The sequence below is a fragment of the Ruegeria sp. CDSC085 genome (genome assembly GCF_059610465.1).
Genome location: NZ_JBXWNR010000034.1, coordinates 1 through 17,229, shown reverse-complemented (window position 1 = coordinate 17,229; position 17,229 = coordinate 1). Strand labels below are relative to the sequence as shown.

19 protein-coding genes and 1 tRNA gene are annotated in these 17,229 nt (G+C 56.9%); 14 read left to right on the top strand and 6 right to left on the bottom strand.

Features of this window, described 5'->3' with window-relative positions:
* The 5 genes from AC2FJB_RS22300 to AC2FJB_RS22280 all read left to right on the top strand — a co-directional run.
* The coding region (locus tag AC2FJB_RS22300; RefSeq protein ID WP_496721077.1) for a hypothetical protein at positions 1-243 on the top strand (243 nt) is incomplete at its 5' end.
* Positions 244-482: 239 nt separating this feature from the next.
* The gene (locus AC2FJB_RS22295) at positions 483-1,232 is read left to right on the top strand and encodes a 5-oxoprolinase subunit B family protein (RefSeq protein ID WP_496721075.1); all 750 of its coding nucleotides are present in this window, start codon (positions 483-485) and stop codon (positions 1,230-1,232) included.
* Positions 1,229-2,227 carry a 5-oxoprolinase subunit C family protein gene (locus AC2FJB_RS22290; RefSeq protein WP_496721073.1) on the top strand — a complete coding sequence of 333 codons (999 nt, stop codon included), beginning with the start codon at positions 1,229-1,231 and terminating at the stop codon, positions 2,225-2,227. The genes AC2FJB_RS22295 and AC2FJB_RS22290 overlap by 4 nt, the downstream gene beginning before the upstream one ends.
* Positions 2,228-2,239: 12 nt before the next feature.
* A complete protein-coding gene (locus AC2FJB_RS22285; RefSeq protein WP_496721071.1) occupies positions 2,240-3,001 on the top strand; it encodes a LamB/YcsF family protein in 762 nt (253 codons plus the stop codon).
* A 149-nt stretch (positions 3,002-3,150) separates the two neighbouring features.
* Positions 3,151-4,398 (top strand): hypothetical protein, encoded by a 1,248-nt coding sequence (locus tag AC2FJB_RS22280; RefSeq protein WP_496721069.1) that lies wholly within the window; start codon positions 3,151-3,153, stop codon positions 4,396-4,398.
* Between the two features lie 57 nt (positions 4,399-4,455).
* Here the strand turns inward: AC2FJB_RS22280 and AC2FJB_RS22275 are convergent, their stop codons facing one another.
* Entirely contained in the window at positions 4,456-5,850 is a 1,395-nt protein-coding gene (locus AC2FJB_RS22275; protein WP_117872345.1) for a D-alanyl-D-alanine carboxypeptidase family protein, read from the bottom strand.
* 279 nt (positions 5,851-6,129) lie between these two features.
* On the bottom strand, positions 6,130-6,831 hold the full coding sequence (locus AC2FJB_RS22270; RefSeq protein ID WP_496721067.1) for an HAD family hydrolase: 702 nt from the start codon (positions 6,829-6,831) through the stop codon (positions 6,130-6,132).
* A gap of 93 nt (positions 6,832-6,924) precedes the next feature.
* Here AC2FJB_RS22270 and clpS point away from each other — a divergent pair, with 93 nt between their 5' ends.
* Genes clpS through hemF form a run of 4 tightly spaced genes read left to right on the top strand, consistent with a single transcriptional unit; the run spans position 6,925 to position 10,002 of the window.
* Positions 6,925-7,266 carry an ATP-dependent Clp protease adapter ClpS gene (gene clpS, locus AC2FJB_RS22265; RefSeq protein WP_117872341.1) on the top strand — a complete coding sequence of 114 codons (342 nt, stop codon included), beginning with the start codon at positions 6,925-6,927 and terminating at the stop codon, positions 7,264-7,266.
* Positions 7,267-7,309: 43 nt separating this feature from the next.
* Positions 7,310-8,275 carry a class I SAM-dependent methyltransferase gene (locus AC2FJB_RS22260; RefSeq protein WP_496721065.1) on the top strand — a complete coding sequence of 322 codons (966 nt, stop codon included), beginning with the start codon at positions 7,310-7,312 and terminating at the stop codon, positions 8,273-8,275.
* A 36-nt stretch (positions 8,276-8,311) separates the two neighbouring features.
* Entirely contained in the window at positions 8,312-9,112 is an 801-nt protein-coding gene (locus tag AC2FJB_RS22255) for an SDR family NAD(P)-dependent oxidoreductase (RefSeq protein WP_299901477.1), read from the top strand.
* 5 nt (positions 9,113-9,117) lie between these two features.
* Positions 9,118-10,002 (top strand): oxygen-dependent coproporphyrinogen oxidase, encoded by an 885-nt coding sequence (gene hemF, locus AC2FJB_RS22250; RefSeq protein ID WP_496721063.1) that lies wholly within the window; start codon positions 9,118-9,120, stop codon positions 10,000-10,002.
* A 3-nt stretch (positions 10,003-10,005) separates the two neighbouring features.
* On the opposite strand, the gene AC2FJB_RS22245 is transcribed toward hemF, so the two are convergent.
* Positions 10,006-10,413, bottom strand: coding sequence for a hypothetical protein (locus tag AC2FJB_RS22245; protein WP_117872977.1), 408 nt, complete (start codon positions 10,411-10,413; stop codon positions 10,006-10,008).
* A gap of 185 nt (positions 10,414-10,598) precedes the next feature.
* Between AC2FJB_RS22245 and AC2FJB_RS22240 the strand changes: the two genes are divergently transcribed.
* Both AC2FJB_RS22240 and AC2FJB_RS22235 read left to right on the top strand, forming a co-directional pair.
* Complete coding sequence (locus AC2FJB_RS22240; protein WP_299901472.1) at positions 10,599-11,111, top strand: toxin-activating lysine-acyltransferase; 513 nt, start codon at positions 10,599-10,601, stop codon at positions 11,109-11,111.
* Positions 11,112-12,044, top strand: coding sequence for a Hint domain-containing protein (locus AC2FJB_RS22235; protein ID WP_117872333.1), 933 nt, complete (start codon positions 11,112-11,114; stop codon positions 12,042-12,044).
* On the opposite strand, the gene modC is transcribed toward AC2FJB_RS22235, so the two are convergent.
* Genes modC through modA form a run of 3 tightly spaced genes read right to left on the bottom strand, consistent with a single transcriptional unit; the run spans position 12,041 to position 14,615 of the window.
* Entirely contained in the window at positions 12,041-13,141 is a 1,101-nt protein-coding gene (modC, locus tag AC2FJB_RS22230) for a molybdenum ABC transporter ATP-binding protein (protein ID WP_299901467.1), read from the bottom strand. The two genes, AC2FJB_RS22235 and modC, sit on opposite strands and share 4 nt — an antisense overlap.
* On the bottom strand, positions 13,138-13,830 hold the full coding sequence (gene modB, locus AC2FJB_RS22225) for a molybdate ABC transporter permease subunit (protein WP_117872975.1): 693 nt from the start codon (positions 13,828-13,830) through the stop codon (positions 13,138-13,140). The genes modC and modB overlap by 4 nt, the downstream gene beginning before the upstream one ends.
* A gap of 5 nt (positions 13,831-13,835) precedes the next feature.
* Positions 13,836-14,615, bottom strand: a complete 780-nt coding sequence (modA, locus tag AC2FJB_RS22220; protein ID WP_496721060.1) for a molybdate ABC transporter substrate-binding protein — start codon at positions 14,613-14,615, stop codon at positions 13,836-13,838.
* 294 nt (positions 14,616-14,909) lie between these two features.
* Between modA and AC2FJB_RS22215 the strand changes: the two genes are divergently transcribed.
* The 3 genes from AC2FJB_RS22215 to AC2FJB_RS22205 all read left to right on the top strand — a co-directional run bounded on the left by AC2FJB_RS22215 (position 14,910) and on the right by AC2FJB_RS22205 (position 17,193).
* Positions 14,910-14,985: transfer RNA gene (locus AC2FJB_RS22215), tRNA-Val, on the top strand.
* A gap of 130 nt (positions 14,986-15,115) precedes the next feature.
* Positions 15,116-16,123, top strand: a complete 1,008-nt coding sequence (locus tag AC2FJB_RS22210; RefSeq protein ID WP_496721057.1) for a tyrosine-type recombinase/integrase — start codon at positions 15,116-15,118, stop codon at positions 16,121-16,123.
* Positions 16,124-16,662: 539 nt separating this feature from the next.
* The gene (locus AC2FJB_RS22205; RefSeq protein WP_496721055.1) at positions 16,663-17,193 is read left to right on the top strand and encodes a hypothetical protein; all 531 of its coding nucleotides are present in this window, start codon (positions 16,663-16,665) and stop codon (positions 17,191-17,193) included.
* Positions 17,194-17,229 lie beyond the last annotated feature (36 nt).

Genomic DNA, 17,229 nt, shown 5'->3' with positions numbered 1-17,229 from the left:
CAGCCCGTCAGCACCGCCTCAGCAGCGCCGGTGAAGGGGGTTCTAAGTATAACCCGACAAAGCCGCAAGTGGAAAATGACGCCGCTGAGCATTTTTTTGAAGCACCCCAAAAAATTGTTTAAAGTCAATGCAGTGAAGAACCTCAAAGGCCACCTCATACCTGCTGACCCGGACTTTTCCCATCGGGTGACCACGGATCAGCACCAAAGGCAAAAGGCGACACTACTATATATTGGGATTTGACCAATGCTGGACACAAGGTTGCGCGACTCAAATCAGCGAGTCGACTCGCTGACTTTAACGGATTCAGCATGGAATCCCTCAAATATCAGATTTCGAACCGTGGCGAGTCTGACAACCAGACATTAAGAAGTCCGACCGCGCCTTCAGTGGGCCTGCATTCTGATCACCTATCTTGCACATCTCTCCGGGATGCGCTCTGGTCCCGGCAATTCGTTTTCGGCTTCAGTAGCGAGACAGGCATGGCACGTCACCTTCCGTTCCCTTTGGTCAGAACCGTCGGGTTTGACGGAGCGCTTGTAACTTTTGCGGACACAATGTCTGAGACCGCGAACCGAGCGGCGCTGGCGTTCCGATCTGAAGTGGATCGGCTTCAGTGGTCAGAGGTCACAGAGTCTTCAGCCTCATTGGCCTCGGCGTATGTTCGGTTCGACACGCAACGCACCACCCATCAGCAGATGTTGCACAAGCTTCAGGACCTGGTTGGCCAAAGGGACTGGTACAATACGCCGCTTCCAACTGGCCGCAGGCTATGGCGCATACCGACGGTCTATGGCACCGACCTTGCGCCTCAGCTGGACGATGCCGCTGCTGCTGCCGGTCTCGCACCGGCAGAAGCGATACGGCGGCTTGGCCAGTCCCGCGTGCGGGTTTTGACGATAGGATTTGCCCCCGGGCAACCCTACCTTGGGCCATTGCCCCCGGAGTTCAACATTCCGCGGCTGCAAAACCTGACCCCCATGGTGCCCGAAGGCGCTCTGGTTCTTGCAATATCTCAGTTTGTGCTGTTTTCCGGACCGACGCCAACCGGGTGGCGACATGTCGGGCAGACGGCTTTTCGGTGTTTCCGACCTGAGACAAGTGAGGCATTCGCCCTCAACCCCGGGGATGAACTGATGTTCGAGCCCGTTTCCCGCGAAGACTTGGATCACATTAAGGCCAACAATGAGGATGGCACGGGCGGGGCAACCTGCGAGGAGATTGCGCCATGAGCCTGATCGTCAACCAGATCGGCCCGACTTGCACCATCCAGGACCAGGGGCGCATTGGTTATCTGGACCAGGGCCTGTCCCGGTCTGGTGCTGCCGACACACTGGCCCTTTTTGAAGGGGCCGCGTTGCTGGGACAGAGCCCGGAACTCGCCGCGCTGGAAATGGCCGGAATGGGTGGCGAGTTTGAGGCCACACAGAACATGCGCATCGCTTTGACTGGTGCGCGGATGCAGGCCAGTATTGATGGCAGCCCCGTGGCCTGGAACGCCTCGCATCGCTTGGAGCCCGGACAACGGCTGATCATCGGTGCGGCCCTGCAAGGCAATTACGGCTATCTTCACTTGGGGGGCGGTATCGATTCAGAGGTTTTTCTTGGATCTAGATCAGCGCACCTGACGGCACGGATCGGGCGAGCAGTGCAGCCAGGCGACAGGCTGACATGTGGTCCGGGTGCAGGCGACGCAGGTTTGAAACTGACCCCTTCCGAGCGCTTCTCGGGTGGCGTGTTACGCGTCGTCGCCAGTTTTCAGACGTCCTTGTTTGATGACGCAACGCTTGATCGATTTCTCCACACCTCATTCCATCGTGGCGCCCGCGCCAACCGTATGGGAATGCAAGTGGACAGTGACGGCGACGGGTTCGCGGCCACTGGCCAACTGAACATCTTGTCCGAGGTGATCACCCCGGGCGACATCCAGATGACCGGAACCGGAGATCCGTTCATCCTGTTGCCTGAATGCCAGACCACAGGAGGGTACCCTCGCATCGCGACCGTTTTGCCCTGCGACATGCCCCGCGCAGCGCAGACGCCCGCTGGCGGAGCGATCACGTTCGAATTTGTGAGCTTGGATCAGGCCACCGATTTGCACTCGGCATTCCTGGCGGATCTTGCCCGCCTGCCCTCAAAAGTCGAGGCGCTGGTGCGTGACCCGCATGACATCCCGGACCTGTTGTCCTACCAATTGATCAGCGGAGTGATCTCTGCCACCGACTGAGGAGATGTGCCGATGCCAAGCGTCGATCTGAATGCCGATATGGGGGAAAGCTATGGCCCATGGAAAATGGGCGATGACGAAAGCCTTCTGAAAATCATCACCTCCGCCAATATTGCCTGCGGCTTTCATGCAGGTGATCCGGATGTAATGGCATCCACAATGAAGCTGGCGGCCGAGAATGGTGTCGGCATCGGCGCGCATCCCGGGTTTCCCGATCTGCAAGGTTTTGGTCGCCGGAACATGAAGCTGTCCCAAGGCAACCTGTGCAATCTGGTGCGGTATCAATTGGGTGCGGCGATGGGCGTGGCCAGAGCGGTCGGCACTAAAGTACGGCACCTGAAATTGCACGGAGCACTGGCCAATATGTGTTCGGTTGATATTGATATGGCGCGGGCCTGCTATCAGGGCGCGCTGGACGTCGACCCTGACATCATCGTGATGGTTCTTGCCGTGACGAAACAGGAAGACGCCGTGCGCGAGCTGGGCTGCAATTGGGTGGGCGAGATCTTTGCCGACCGCGCCTACAATGACGACGGAACATTGGTTGACCGCAGCCTGCCCGGAGCCGTGATCCACGACGCGGATGTCGCCGGACCACGCATCCTGAACATGGTGCGTGAAGGCGCGATCATCACCGAAAGCGGCAAGCGGCTGGAGACATCCATCGACACGATTTGCCTTCACGGGGACGGGCCGACTGCCGTTCAGATTGCCCGCTCAGTTCGCGAAAGCCTGATCGGGGGCGGTGTAGAGGTGACGAAATTCACCCGCTGAACATCATGCGTTAACACCAGCAGCCCAATGTTACGACTGTTGCCCGTGCAGGTCTCAGCGCTTAGCATGACGGGCAAACGCATATTCTGAATACCATAATTGCAAACAATGCATTGACCCACAGCGGGCACGTGCAAGGAGGTCGTGGAATGTCATTTGATCTGATGTCTTATCAGCCCCGAGGCGACAAGAAGAACTCGGACTTCTTCAATGAGTACCTTCCGAAGATATATCAACGCCGGACAAGCTCGGGCATCGCGGATCAGGTTGGCGCAATGAAGGCCATTATCATTCAGGTCGAACCCGGTGCGCTGTTCGACACAATAGTCGAGCTTTACGTGATGACGCCTTATCGGCACACCGCCAGCTATCTGGGGCAGACCCACAGATTTTCGGTTCTGCATTCGCATCCCGACTATCCCGCGCTTATCCTGATGGCCCCGCTCAGCCCCGGATTTGAAGATTTCATCCCCCGCATCAACCGCATGTACCCGCTGGCGCGCAACATGCCTCAGACGCGTTATGTAGGTGAGGTTTTCGCTGCCAGTGATCTGGACGCGCTGACCGGAGCACTTGAGGATCAGAACATACGCTTCGAGTATTCCGGCGACACCGAGAACCCGTTCTACACATCAGACGGATTCCGATTCACCACGCCGTCGGACTTTACCTGCAACCGGGTTGGGTATTCGACCCACGACTTTAACGACACCGACAGTCTGGGCCTTGGGGATCGCGTGTTGCTGAGCAATACGGAACAGGCCCGTCTGGAACGGGCCGCCGCCTTCGGAACCGAAAGCAGGATCGCCCCGCTGATGCTGGGAATCGACCATCTTGCGACCCGGGTGCTGGCGGGTGAGCGCGAGGATGCGATCCTCGAATTCCTGACCATGGTGCCCTACTATTTCTGGGGTGCTTACAACATATTCGACATGAACTCATCGACCAACGTGAACCGCAGCGGCAACGTGGACGATGACAAAAAGTCTCCGGCAAAGGTTTTCACCGCAAACAACACGCCATCTTTCGTCAATTCCTTCGCCAAACTGCCAATGCCGACCGAAGATTTCGTGCGCAATTTTGGCCGCCGTCTACACCACATGGCCGTAGAGATTCAGGATGGCGATCACGGCGCCAGGGAAAAGAACGTCGATTTCGTGGTGAACACCTTGAAGGACAAGGGCGTGCCGTTTCTAGCCCATGTGGTGGGTGAGTGCAAAGATGACCCGAACCTGAAACAGATCTTCTCGAAACACTCGAAGCACACCCTGCTGATTACCGAGTATATCGAGCGGTGTCACAAATACGACGGGTTCTTCACCAAGGACAACGTCGCCGCCCTGACGGCTGCCGCCGGACAGGATGAACAATACCAGCACGGTCACGTTTTCGACTGAAAAAAAGGCTGCGGAACACCGCAGCCCAGACCCGTTCAGGAGAGAATATGCCGAACCTTATGACGGCCCGATCATGAAACAGGTGACGTTGCGGGCCTGCAGACGACGACAGGCCAGATCAGCCTGTTCGCGGGTCATGCCCTGAAAGGTTGCATCGAAACCACGCGAGTTTTGGTTTACCTTGCGCAGCGTGCCTTCCAGCGTGGTCATTTCCGACAATGCAGTCTTCAGCAAAACCTTCTCGGCCTCGTACCGCGTGGTGTAGCGACCCACATTGACGCCCCACAGGTGACCACCGGACGAGGACAGGCGGGTGACGACCTCCTGCTCGGGCTCTGGCTGTTTGGAGGTTTCGGTCGACGCCAGCACCAGATTGTCCGGACGCAATGCCGGACGGGTATCTGAGGTTTCGACAGGCGGGGCAGTAGGCGCGATATCCGCTTCGGCAATGGCCGCCGCAATACCGCTGGTGATGCGATCGCTGTTCTGATCGGCTGCCGCCGCAACAGCACTTGCCACCTGCGTTGCCGCAGTTGGCCGTACAATCGGGCGCAGGCTGGATTTTGGCGCGCCGCTCACACTTGCCACCTGCGTATTGCCACCCAGCCCGGTATTGCCCGCATAAGCGGGGCGTGCCGGTTTGCGAATGGGTGCGCGCGACGGGGCACGACGGAAACCCATATCCAGAAGCTCTGCAACCTTGGCGTTGCGCGAGGCACCGGATTTTCCACCAAAGACGGTTGCGATGATGCGCTCGTCCTTGCGTTTCGCCGACGCCACCAGATTGAAGCCCGCCGCACGGGTATACCCGGTCTTGATACCGTCAGCCCCTTTGTAGGCGGCCAGCAAGCGGCGATTGGTGTTGGGAACGGTCTTAATCCCAGCATGCGTCGATTGCCGCGAGAACAGGTTGTAATACTGCGGGTAATCATACAGCAGATGCCGCCCCAGCGTGGTCATGTCGCGCGCGGTGGACAGGTGCCCCGACTCGGTCAGACCATGGGCGTTCTTGAAGGTCGTGCGGCCCATACCCATTGCTTTCGCGGTACGGGTCATGCGCCGCGCAAAGGCCGCCTCGGACCCGCTGATGGCAATCCCGATGGCGGTGGCCGCATCATTGGCCGATTTTACGGCTGCCGCACGGATCAGATACCGGAATGCAATCGTCTGACCCGAGCGCAGGCCCAGCTTCGACGGCGGCTCGGCCGCTGCCTTCTTGGTGATCCGAACTTGGGTATCCAACGTGATTTCACCGTTTCGCACGGCTTCGAACGCAACATAAAGCGTCATCATTTTGGTCAGCGACGCCGGATGCAACCGAGTGTCAGCGTTACGCGAATGCAGAACCTCTCCGGTTCGGGCATCGATCACCATCGCAGCGTAGGGTGCCGCCATGGATTTGAGCGGCGCAAACGCCAGCACACTTAGCAACGCTATAAGGAATAAGCCCATTCGGGCCGGAACTGTCCGCCGAATCTGCACGGTATTTGCCTCTGTCTGCCTCGCGCCGCCGGGTTTTCCCGGTCAGCAAATTTTGTTTTATTATCGTATAGACTATCACAGAGACCTAGTGAAATAAACCGAAAGCTGAACATTTCGCGGTTTCGTTACGCCGCCCGAACAGGGCTATATCTAGACAGATACTGCCCAAAGCACACCAGATGCGCGATTGAGGCAGAACTGGGTCAACACCCGGCAGGGTTTTCGTGGAACTGCGGCCAAAAGGCAACATCACTTCAGGCTGCGCACCAGATCGACCAGATCGCCCAAATCCCTCAACTCCCGGAATCGGGGACTGTCGACCGGGGCTTCAGCATGCTCCACCTGCCAGACAAGGCCGTGCGGGACATGAACCCCCCAGCTTCCAGCCTGAATCGGAGCCACAACGTCAGATCGCATGGAATTGCCAACCATCATCGCACTCGCCGGGCCGTCACCGTGTTGGTCAAATATGGACCGGTATGTGTCAGGGGTTTTTTCAGACACGATCTCCACCGCGTCGAACAGATCGCCCAGACCCGACTGAGCCAGTTTGCGCTCCTGATCGATCAGATCCCCTTTGGTGATCAAGACAACCCTGCACAAGTCGGTCATGCCTTCCACGGCTTCGCGGGCATGGGGCAACAGCTCGATCGGATAGGCCAGCATTTCTTGGCCGGCTTCGATCAATTGGCGAATGACCGAGGCCGGAACACGGTCGTCAGTGACCTCGATAGCGGTTTCGATCATCGATAGGACAAAGCCCTTGATACCATAACCGTAATGTCGAATGTTGCGCTTTTCGGCCGCCAGAAGCCGCTCCATCAGATGGTCCCGGTCGGCATGCTCGGCCAGCAATTCAGCAAAATGCGCCTGCGTCAGCTGAAAAAATCGCTCGTTGTGCCAAAGGGTATCATCCGCATCGAAACCGATTGTCGTCAGCCTGTCAGTCATCTTGTTTACGTCCGCTTGCTCTTTTCACCGGCCATCCCCACGTTATATAAGCGCGGAGATAAACCCCAAGCCTGAATCGGACCGTTGCCTACGATGCTGGAAAAGACCTGGATGATGTCTGACGAACCGGACGACGACAGCGACGCGTCCGTCCTGCTGCAGACGCGCCCTAAAACCAAGCGTCCGCCTTTGTACAAGGTGCTGTTGCTGAACGACGATTACACGCCGATGGAGTTCGTGGTTCATGTGCTGGAACGTTTCTTTGGCATGACCCATGCGGAAGCGTTCGAGATCATGCTGACCGTGCATAAAAAAGGTGTAGCCGTCGTCGGCGTCTTCAGTCATGAGATTGCCGAGACCAAAGTTGGCCAGGTGATGGATTTTGCCCGCAGGCACCAGCACCCGCTGCAATGCACCATGGAACGCGAAGAATAAGGCTTTTCGCCTGACGCTCACCCACTTTCTGCCGGAATCGCCCATGTCCCCTCGCCTGGAACTTGCATTGCAAAACGGCCTGTCGCTGTCGCTGCCTCTTAGCGTGATCTGCCCCGTACCAGACCATGATTTGTCAGTGCTTCCCCAGGGGGCGCAGGTGGTGCAACCGTTCAAACCTTTTCACGACCATTTTGCTGCGCAGGGCTTTGACACGGTGCCAGAAACAGACGGCCCCTGTCAGGATGCCATTGTGTTTTTGCCGCGCGCCAAGGCGCTGGCGCGGGCGATGATCCATCTGGCCAGTTCACGAGCCCGAGGCGTTGTCGTGATCGATGGCGCAAAGACCGACGGTGTGGACAGCATTCTGAAAGATGTACGCAAAAGGACCTCGGTCGAAGGGCCTCTATCCAAAGCCCACGGTAAAATTTTCTGGTTTCAGGCTGACACACAGACCTTCGCGGATTGGGCCGCGCCAAAGACGCAGATGGTCGATGGATACCACACGGCACCGGGTGTGTTTTCAGCCGACGGGATTGATCCCGCTTCGGCTATGTTGCTGAACGCCTTGCCCGCCAAGCTGGGGCCTCACGTGGCGGATCTGGGTGCAGGATGGGGGTATCTGACCGCAGAGATCCTGAAGCGCGACACTGTGAAATCGGTGCACCTTGTCGAAGCAGACAACCTGGCCCTCAACTGCGCGCGTATCAACGCATCTGACCCGAAGGCCAGGTTTTATTGGGCCGACGCCGTCACCTGGACTGCGCCAGAGCCTATAGACACGGTGGTGATGAACCCTCCGTTTCACACCTCACGCAGCGCGGATCCAACGCTGGGCCAGGGGTTCATCATCGCTGCCGCGCGAAATCTGACCCGCAACGGGACCCTATGGATGGTGGCAAATCGCCACCTTCCATACGAGACAACGCTGAACGAACAATTCACTCAGGTCAATGAAGTCGCCGGCGACAACCGGTTCAAGGTGTTTCAGGCCACTCGCCCTCGACGCTAAGGCTCGCTAACCTGCCCCCAATTCAGGAGGATTCGTATGTCCTTTTCCATCGCTGGCAAGACAGCAATCGTTACAGGCGGGGCCAATGGCATCGGGCTGGCCATAGGACGGCATTTCGCAGATGCGGGCGCAAACGTCATGTTCGCCGATATTGATGAAAAAAGCCTGGTCGATGAGGTTGGCGAACAGGCAGAGGACGGCAATATTCGCTACTTCGCAGGCGATCTGCGCGAAAAGCTGACCATTGCCAATTTACTGTCGGCAACACTGGATGCGTTTGATCAGGTGGATATTCTGATCAACGGCGCGCGCCAGGTGATCCAGTCTGATCCGCTGGACCCTGATGATGACTCGATGCGCACCTTGCTGAACCAGAACCTGATGCCTGCGCTGCGGCTCAGCCAACTGGTTGCAAAGCGTATGATCAAACAGTCCGGGGATGACGATGAAAGCCCGGCAGGATCGATCATCAACCTGTCTTCAATCGCAGCCCGGCGCACGCATCCGGACCTGATGGCCTATTCCGTGTCGACCGCCGCGTTGGATCAGTTGACACGTTCACTGGCCGTGGCGCTAGCGCCGAACCGCATCCGGGTCAATTCGATTGCGCTCGGCTCGGTTATGAGTGCATCCTTGCAATCGACGCTGAGAGAGAACCGAGACTTCCGCGACGATATCGAAAAGCACACACCGCTTGCCCGCATCGCGTCGGCCACCGAATTGACGGAAACCGCGCAGTACCTGGCATCGGATGCAGCCGGATTCATCACCGGCCAGATCCTGACAATCGACGGCGGCCGCACATTGCTTGACCCTGTTGCCGCACCTGCGCATTAAGACCCATGTTCGAAAAAGAAAAATCCACCGCCTCTGCCTGGTTCTGCCAATTGCGCGACGACATTGTTGCCGCGTTCGAAGCGTTGGAGGACAGCCACGATGCCGGCCCGTTTTCCGACATGAAACCCGGCCGGTTTGAAGTGAAGGAAACCAAACGCCAGTCCGAAGACGGCTCTGACGCAGGCGGCGGTCTGATGTCCGTGATGCGAGGCGGGCGTGTGTTTGAAAAGGTCGGGGTCAATGTCTCGACAGTTTACGGGACCCTGGGCGAGCGTGCACAACAGGCAATGGCAGCACGCAAAGGCATTCCCGGGATGACCGAAGACCCACGTTTCTGGGCCTCGGGGATCAGCCTCGTGGCGCATATTCAGAACCCGCATGTTCCAGCGGTGCACATGAACACTCGGATGTTCTGGACCCCGCACGCCTGGTGGTTTGGTGGCGGATCAGATCTGAACCCCTGCATCGAGTATGATGAAGACACGGCGCATTTCCACGCGACCCAAAAGGCTCATCTGGACCCGCATGGCCCCGGACATTATCCACGTCTGAAGGAGTGGGCAGACGAGTATTTCTATATCCCCCACCGCAAACGCGCACGCGGCGTAGGCGGTATTTTCATGGATGATTATTGCACCGGAGACTGGCAGGCGGATTTCGCCCTGACGCAGGATATCGGTCGGGCTTTCCTGCCGGCTTTCCTGCCATTGGTTGAAAAACGGCGTGTACAGGGTTTCTCGGACTCCGACAAAGACACACAGTTGGTGCATCGCGGTCTTTATGCGGAATACAATCTGGTCTATGACCGCGGCACTAAGTTCGGACTGGAAACCGGACATGACCCGGACGCGGTTCTGATGAGCCTGCCGCCGTTGGCGAAATGGGTGTGACGCTTAGAACGTGTCCATGATGAAATTGTCATAGCAGTAGTTCTGCGCCGACGACGCCGACATATTTGCCCCAACTTTCCTGACGGTGATGGAATACCCGGGCTTGGTATCCGCCCCCGGCGGCGGGGTCAGCGAGAATTGCACGGTCCGGACACCGGGTTCATAGGCGCGCCAGATATAGATCCGCTGGTTGTTTGGCACGCCCAGCGAGCGGATCGCATAGTCCCCGATCCCACACCAATAGTTCACGGGCGCCGACGATCCGATGGCCTTGACCTCATAGACACCGTCCGGCATCGGAGTGATTTCCGTGCGAAATTGCGGTCGAACGGACAGACCGAACCCAACAGCCTCGGCCATTGCAGGTATCAACAAAAGTGCAGCAGCAGCGAAAGACTTTACTAAACGCATAATCCAGATATCCCGAAACAAGGGGCCGATACCAATAACATAGCCGGGAGGACCTGCGAGTAAAGCGGGACATGCCAACGAACCTGTAACACTGACCACAACAGCGAATTAATTCTACTCAAATTGCAGGAAAGCATTACACTCTCTGTAAATTTTTGGATCCCGTTGCACTGTTGGGCATTTCTTTGAGCAAGACGTTTCCAAAAGACTGGTTTGATTTCCCGCCTGAGAAATACTCGGATCTGGGAGCAATGTTCTATCTGGCAGGGCTGACGACAACACATCAGAAACGCAGTCTGGCACAGGTTTTGTATGCGTTCGAAACCCCGTTTCGCCTGGGCCAGTACCATATCTTCCGACAGAACGGATTCCCCCGAGGCTTTGTCACGTTCGCCGGGCTCAGCCCCGAGGTCGAGCACCGCTATGCAGTAAAAGGAAAACCCCTCACAGACGCGGATTTCACCAGCGGGCCCTCTTTCTGGATCATCGATCTGGTGGCCCCGTTTGGACAGACCAGCCAAATTGTTGATATCCTCAAGCAGGAGATCCCGCACCAGCGTGTGCGCACCAACCGGATGGACAGTGACATGACACGCAATCGGATTGTCGAATGGACGCGGGATGAAGCAGGCGAAGTTCACATGCGCCTGTATCGAAAGAAGGAATTTGAACGCGTGTTGCAGCAAGGCGAGGGTTAATTGGTTTCAGTTCCGATCACAGGCGAACTGACCGGGGATGTGACTGGTTTCCCGCCCAACGTGGAGACGGGACAACCCACGTTGGACAATGGAAACTTCAATCCGGTCACACAAACCTGGACGATAGCGGCACAGCCCGCCAACGGAACCGCCTCGATCGACCCGAACACAGGAGAGTGGACCTATACCGTCGACCCGACATTTTTCGATGGTCTCGACAAAGGCGAAGTTGTCTTCGATTCTTTCTTCATCAGCGTCTCGGGTACAACGCAAGTCGGCCCATTCACCCTTCCATTCACCGGCACACCGGACCCGGTGGAAGTGGTCATCAGGATTGAAGGCGTCTGTTTTGCGGCCGGAACTCTGATTGAGACTGAAAACGGCCCAACTGCGATTGAAACGCTGGAGGTAGGTCACAAGGTGGCTACCGAGGATAACGGTCTGCAACCCATCCGCTGGATCGAAAGCAGTACGATTCCACGCGAACGATTATGCGATGAACCTGTTATGCGCCCCGTTCGTATCTCAGCGGGCAGTCTGGGGCCGAACGAACCCTCTCGCGACCTTCTCGTGTCGCAACAGCACAGAATTCTGGTAAAGGGCCCGAAGGTCGAGTTGCTTTTCAGCGCATCCGAAGCCCTGGTTGCCGCCAAACACCTGTGCGGATGGCCCGGCATTGGCATCGATACATCTGTTGAAGCCATCGAATATCTCCACGTCCTGCTGGACCGACACGAAATCCTGAGCGCCAACGGAGCGCTGGCCGAAAGCCTGTTTCTGGGGGAAGAGGCGCTGTATACCTTGTCCTCTGACGCGTTGCGGGAGCTGGCCGCAATATTCCCGGACAGGCCGACCCCGGGTCATACCGGGTTCGGGCGCGCGGCTCGTCTGATACTGCGCGAACACGAAGCTCGCGCCCTCGCCCGAGACTAACTACCGGCCACAATATGTCCGCCGACATCCTGCGGGGCCAATGCAACCGTCTTGATCACCGCATGACATGTGCTGCCCGGTTGCAGGTTAAGGGCCGCAACAGATCGACGCGTGACCCGCGCCAGCACATTGCCCGCAGGGGTCCTTACGGACACGATCGCACCAGGTCCCTCGCCCGACCGGATCTCTTCGACAGTGCCGCTGAGCACATTCAGCGCCGAAAGCCCCTCGGGTTTTTTGTTCGACAGGATCACTTCCTGCGCAGGAATACGAATACGCAAGTTAGCTCCGATCTCATGCGCAATGCGAGGCAGAAACAACCGTGCGCCATTGGCATTCAATTCCGTCAGCCCATCGGAATGATGCTTTGCAACCTGAACCTGCAACACGGCCCCGACGGCACGGACACCCGTAGGGGCCACAGACGGGTCGGCAAGAACTTCGGATGCGGGCCCATGACGAACGGCCTTGCCATCCTGCAACGCAACGACGGACGTTGCCAATCGGGCCACTTCAGCAGCCGAGTGCGTCACATAGAGGATCGGAACCGAAACCTCATCCCTGAGACGCTCGAAATAGGGCAGGATTTCCGCTTTTCGCCCATCATCCAGTGCCGCCAGAGGTTCATCTGCCAGGATCAATCGCGGGCTTGCCAACAAGGCCCGCCCGATGGCGACGCGTTGTTTCTCACCGCCTGACAACCCGGCAGGTCTGCGGTCCAGAAGATGACCGATGCCCAGCATGTCGATGACCCTGTCGGGGTCTTCGCGTCGTGTATTCTTCGGCGCGAACCATCGCCCATAAGCAAGGTTCTGACGCACGGTCAGATGAGGGAACAACCGCCCTTCCTGAAAAATATATCCCAATCGACGTCGATGCGGCGGCAGCCAGAGCCCCTTTTCCGTGTCGAACAGAACCCAGTCATCCACAGACACACGTCCCGCCTCGGGCCGCAGCAACCCTGCGACTGCGTTGACAATGGTGGTCTTGCCCGATCCGGAGCGCCCAAAAAGCACTGTTACGCCCGGGGGAGCATCAAAACTGACGTCCAGATCTATCCCTGACAGATGGTGGTGCAACCGAACAGACAGGCTCATGATCCGGCCACCCGCGCGGCGGCGCGGCGTCCCACATATTCTGAAAGCAACAACGCGCTCATCGCGATGACGATCGAGATCAGAACCAGCCGCGTCGCAGCGGCCTCGCCGCCTGGAACCTGCAAAAAGGCGTAAACAGCCGAAGGCAATGTCTGCGTCTGACCCGGAATATTGGACACGAAAGTGATCGTCGCACCGAATTCACCCATGGCCTTGGCGAAAGCCAAAATAGACCCGGCTATGACCCCTGGTAGAATCATCGGTAAGGTCACGGTAAAAAACACCATCGGGCGCGACGCGCCCAGTGTTGCTCCTGCCTGTTCCAGCTTCGGGTCCACCGCTTCGATCGACAAACGTATCGCCCGGACCATCAAAGGGAAGGCCATGATTCCGGCGGCAAGGGCTGCACCTGTCCAGCGAAAGGCCACTACGATCCCGAACTCGGCCAAGATCCGACCCAGTGGCCCTTGAATGCCGAAGGTCAGCAACAACAGGTATCCGGTGACAACCGGCGGCAGGATCAGCGGCAAATGCACCAGACCATTCAAAACCTGTCGCCCGGGAAACCGCCAGCGGGCCAGAGCGTAAGCGACAAATATCCCAAACGGCAAAGTCGCCAGCGTCGCCCAAAAGGACACGCGCAGTGAAAGTTTCAAGGCTTCAACTTCGGCAGGCCCTAACCAATCCAAGGCAATCACCTGCCCGGCAGGGTAAATCCCTGCTCCAGAAATACAGCCGTGACAGCATCCGTCTTCAGGTGTTCAAGGAAAGCGTGTGCTCCTTCTTTTGCATTGTGGGTCAGTGCCGCAGGGTAAATTATCGGTGGATGCAGGTCGGCGCGGAAAGTCGCAACGACCTGGACCCTTTCCTCCACCTTGGCATCTGATTGGTACACGATCCCCAATGGCGCGGCCCCTGCTGCCACAAGAGCCAGCGCAGCGCGAACATTGTCGGCCTGCGCCACCTGATTCCGCACAGCTTCCCACTGGTTCAGACTCTGCAAAGCAGCTTTGCCATAAATCCCGGCAGGCACCGCATCAACCAGTGCCATGGCCAGATAGCCATCTTTCAATTCCGCCCTGAGGTCATAGCCCGGTTGGATTTCGCCCATTTCGACACGATCTTCAGACCCGATCAGAACCAGACAGTTGCCCAGCAAATCCACTCGAGAATCTGCCCGAATTAGACCATCCTGCTCCAACACATCCATCCAATCCGTGTTGGCCGAGACAAACATATCCGCAGGTGCGCCCTGCTGAATCTGCCGCGCCAGAACCGACGACGCCGCATAAGAAACAGTAACTCTCTGGCCGGTCTGGTTTTCATACCCCACCACAATTTCATCCAAAGCGGTCTTGAGGCTGGCCGCTGCAAAAACCAGAATGCCTTCGGCACCGGCCCTGATTGGGGCCAGCGCCGATATGCCAAAGACCAGTGCCACCATCCAAAATCGGCGGCCGAAGGATAGGGTCATGTATACTCCCGACCGGATCGTTTCAGTTTCTCCGGGAATATCGGACGCCACAGGTGGCGCGCAAGCGCCTTTGGCCATTTACACATGATGGGTCGAAAGTTCAGCGCGACATTTGCTGTCGATCTGCCTGGAATTGGGTTACACACTCCTTGGCCTGAGAGGGGTCCTGAGTACACGTATGTTCAGTCGACCGCTCATACGAAGCAACGTTGGTCGGCTGCTGATCAAGGAAAACAAGAAAATCTTCCAGACCCTCTTGCGCCCGCCCGCAGGCTTGGCTAAATGCAGCGTCACGGGTGATTAGCTCAGTTGGTAGAGCGCTTCGTTTACACCGAAGATGTCGGGAGTTCGAGTCTCTCATCACCCACCATTCTTTCCCCACATTGTATCAAGGTCTTACGCGACTAGCACCTTTTGCTGTGCTGCGCATGAAACTGTGTCCGCTGCGCCTCCGCTGCACTTAGACAGAAAAGATGTCTCCAACACAGGAGATATGGGCCATGGCAACAATCGTAAAACGGCCTAGTGGAAAGTGGCAGGCGACGGTTCGGAAGGACGGGCAATCCCGATCCAAGTCATTTCTAAAGCGTGCTGATGCGACTAAGTGGGCTCGTGAGACGGAGTTGAGCGCCGACAGGGGATTGCTAACCCCAGACCTCAGTGTGAACGCATCCGAGATGACACTTGGTGAAGTGTTGCGAAAATACCGAGATTACATCACGAGCGAGAAACGGTGCGCGGACAATGAAAGTTATGCAATCAACGGGTTCCTGCGTAAATGCTCCAAGTTAGCCAGCAGGAAGGTCGGCAAGCTGCGATCCGCTGACTTTACCCACTATCGTGACCAGCGCATTAAATCCATGAAGGCGGCGACTGTGGTGAGGGAACTGGGTTGGTTGCAGCACGCCCTTGATGTCGCCTGTGAGGATTGGGGGCAGAACCTGCCACAAGGAAACCCGGTCAAGCCTGTCCGAAGACCAAAGATTGATAACCGCCGCGAGAGGCGATTGCATGAAGGAGAATGGCAGGCTTTGTTGGGTGCAGTGAACCAAGCTCGGTCTCCGCTGATGAGGCCATTGCTGACGCTTGCTTTGGCGACCGGGATGCGCCGAGGGGAATTGCTGTCGATACAATGGAAGCATGTAGACCTTGAGCGTCGGACAGTGTTCTTGCCTCAAACCAAAAACGGTCGCGCCCGTACAGTGCCTCTCAGCCCGAATGCCGTTGCCGTTTTGATGGACCTGCCACGCGGGAACGACCGGTGTTTGCCCCTGTCTGGTAATTCTGTGCGATTAGCCTTTGAGCGCCTCAGGCACCGGGCAGGCGTGGTAGACCTTACATTTCATGACATTCGACACGAGGCGGTGTCCCGCTTTGTGGAAAGCGGATTATCGTTGGCGCAAGTCCAAATGATCAGCGGACATCGGGATTTGCGGATGCTGATGCGTTACACCCACCTGCAGACCAATGACATCGTGGCAAAGTTGGCAGCCGTCGAACATGCGTAAATCGGCGTGATGCTGTGCAGGGTGGTCGTAGTCTCTCGATGCGTCAGTTTTTGACCACCCTACTCCATATCAAGCGACAACGCCGCTCCCCGATCTTTTTGGCTGTCCGTGGCTGGCTTTCTGTCCCGCACACATTTGGAAATGGCATTAACCCTTCCTCTTGTGAACACACAGGCGCTAACCCTCCGTTTTGTGAACTAACAAGCGTTACCACTGCCTCATTCGAGCAAAACCCCTCCCTCAGTTGAGCATACAGGTTTCGCTTGGTCATTGTTGATCGGGTCACTTAGACGACTTGGCCTTCCTTTACTCCAATGCGAGTGGAGTAAGTAGCAAGTAAGCATAAGTAAATAAACACTAAATCACGATGACCTGTAAGCAAAGGTACTAAAAAGAGGGCTTTTGATCCCTCTAGTTTATCCATTGCGTGTTCACCGGGATTTCCTCCCAGTCGCCCCAACGGGGCAATTCCATTTGCTCGGTATCCAACAGAGCACATTCCCCAAACTGGTCCAATGGACCAAACACAGGAGGTTTGAATGCCCCACATCACTATTGTCGACAAACCTTGTGGGTATGGCAAATCCACAGAAATCAACCGCAACTTCAAGAAGCCGGAAAAATACATAGCCGTTGTTCCGTATCTAAGTGAGGTGGAACGGTTCATCAATGGTGCCCGAACGGGTTCCGATTTCATTCTGACACAGCCTATTTGCAACGGCGGCAACAAACGCGATCACTGCGAAAAGTTGATCCGGGCGGGTAAGTCAATTGCTTGTACTCATCAACTATTCTACCGGCTCGGAACTCTGGCGACCCAGAGTACCGGCGTTGCGAGATGTACTGAGTTCGACAGCGACGGCAAACCAACCATCGAAGTCGATCACTTACTTAGTGGATACAGCCTCATCATCGACGAGGTCGTAAATCCCTTCGAGGTGGACCAAACAGTCCGAAAGGTTGACTTTGACACAGCTTACCTAGGCCTTGGCATGGCAAAAGAGGAGCCTGACGGTCGAATTGTTCCAACGTGTCCGTCGTCAGGGATTTTGGGACAGATGGCGGCGTAATCTAAGAGAGGATCTGGCTCATCTGTCTGGATTGAT

Coding starts and splice junctions, on each gene's coding strand:
- modA (WP_496721060.1), bottom strand. CDS start 14,615: ATGACCCTATCCTTCGGCCGCCGATTTTGGATGGTGGCACTGGTCTTT.
- AC2FJB_RS22255 (WP_299901477.1), top strand. CDS start 8,312: ATGTCCTTTTCCATCGCTGGCAAGACAGCAATCGTTACAGGCGGGGCC.
- AC2FJB_RS22210 (WP_496721057.1), top strand. CDS start 15,116: ATGGCAACAATCGTAAAACGGCCTAGTGGAAAGTGGCAGGCGACGGTT.
- modC (WP_299901467.1), bottom strand. CDS start 13,141: ATGAGCCTGTCTGTTCGGTTGCACCACCATCTGTCAGGGATAGATCTG.
- AC2FJB_RS22285 (WP_496721071.1), top strand. CDS start 2,240: ATGCCAAGCGTCGATCTGAATGCCGATATGGGGGAAAGCTATGGCCCA.
- AC2FJB_RS22290 (WP_496721073.1), top strand. CDS start 1,229: ATGAGCCTGATCGTCAACCAGATCGGCCCGACTTGCACCATCCAGGAC.
- AC2FJB_RS22275 (WP_117872345.1), bottom strand. CDS start 5,850: ATGGGCTTATTCCTTATAGCGTTGCTAAGTGTGCTGGCGTTTGCGCCG.
- AC2FJB_RS22270 (WP_496721067.1), bottom strand. CDS start 6,831: ATGACTGACAGGCTGACGACAATCGGTTTCGATGCGGATGATACCCTT.
- AC2FJB_RS22295 (WP_496721075.1), top strand. CDS start 483: ATGGCACGTCACCTTCCGTTCCCTTTGGTCAGAACCGTCGGGTTTGAC.
- AC2FJB_RS22260 (WP_496721065.1), top strand. CDS start 7,310: ATGTCCCCTCGCCTGGAACTTGCATTGCAAAACGGCCTGTCGCTGTCG.
- AC2FJB_RS22205 (WP_496721055.1), top strand. CDS start 16,663: ATGCCCCACATCACTATTGTCGACAAACCTTGTGGGTATGGCAAATCC.
- AC2FJB_RS22280 (WP_496721069.1), top strand. CDS start 3,151: ATGTCATTTGATCTGATGTCTTATCAGCCCCGAGGCGACAAGAAGAAC.
- AC2FJB_RS22245 (WP_117872977.1), bottom strand. CDS start 10,413: ATGCGTTTAGTAAAGTCTTTCGCTGCTGCTGCACTTTTGTTGATACCT.
- clpS (WP_117872341.1), top strand. CDS start 6,925: ATGCTGGAAAAGACCTGGATGATGTCTGACGAACCGGACGACGACAGC.
- hemF (WP_496721063.1), top strand. CDS start 9,118: ATGTTCGAAAAAGAAAAATCCACCGCCTCTGCCTGGTTCTGCCAATTG.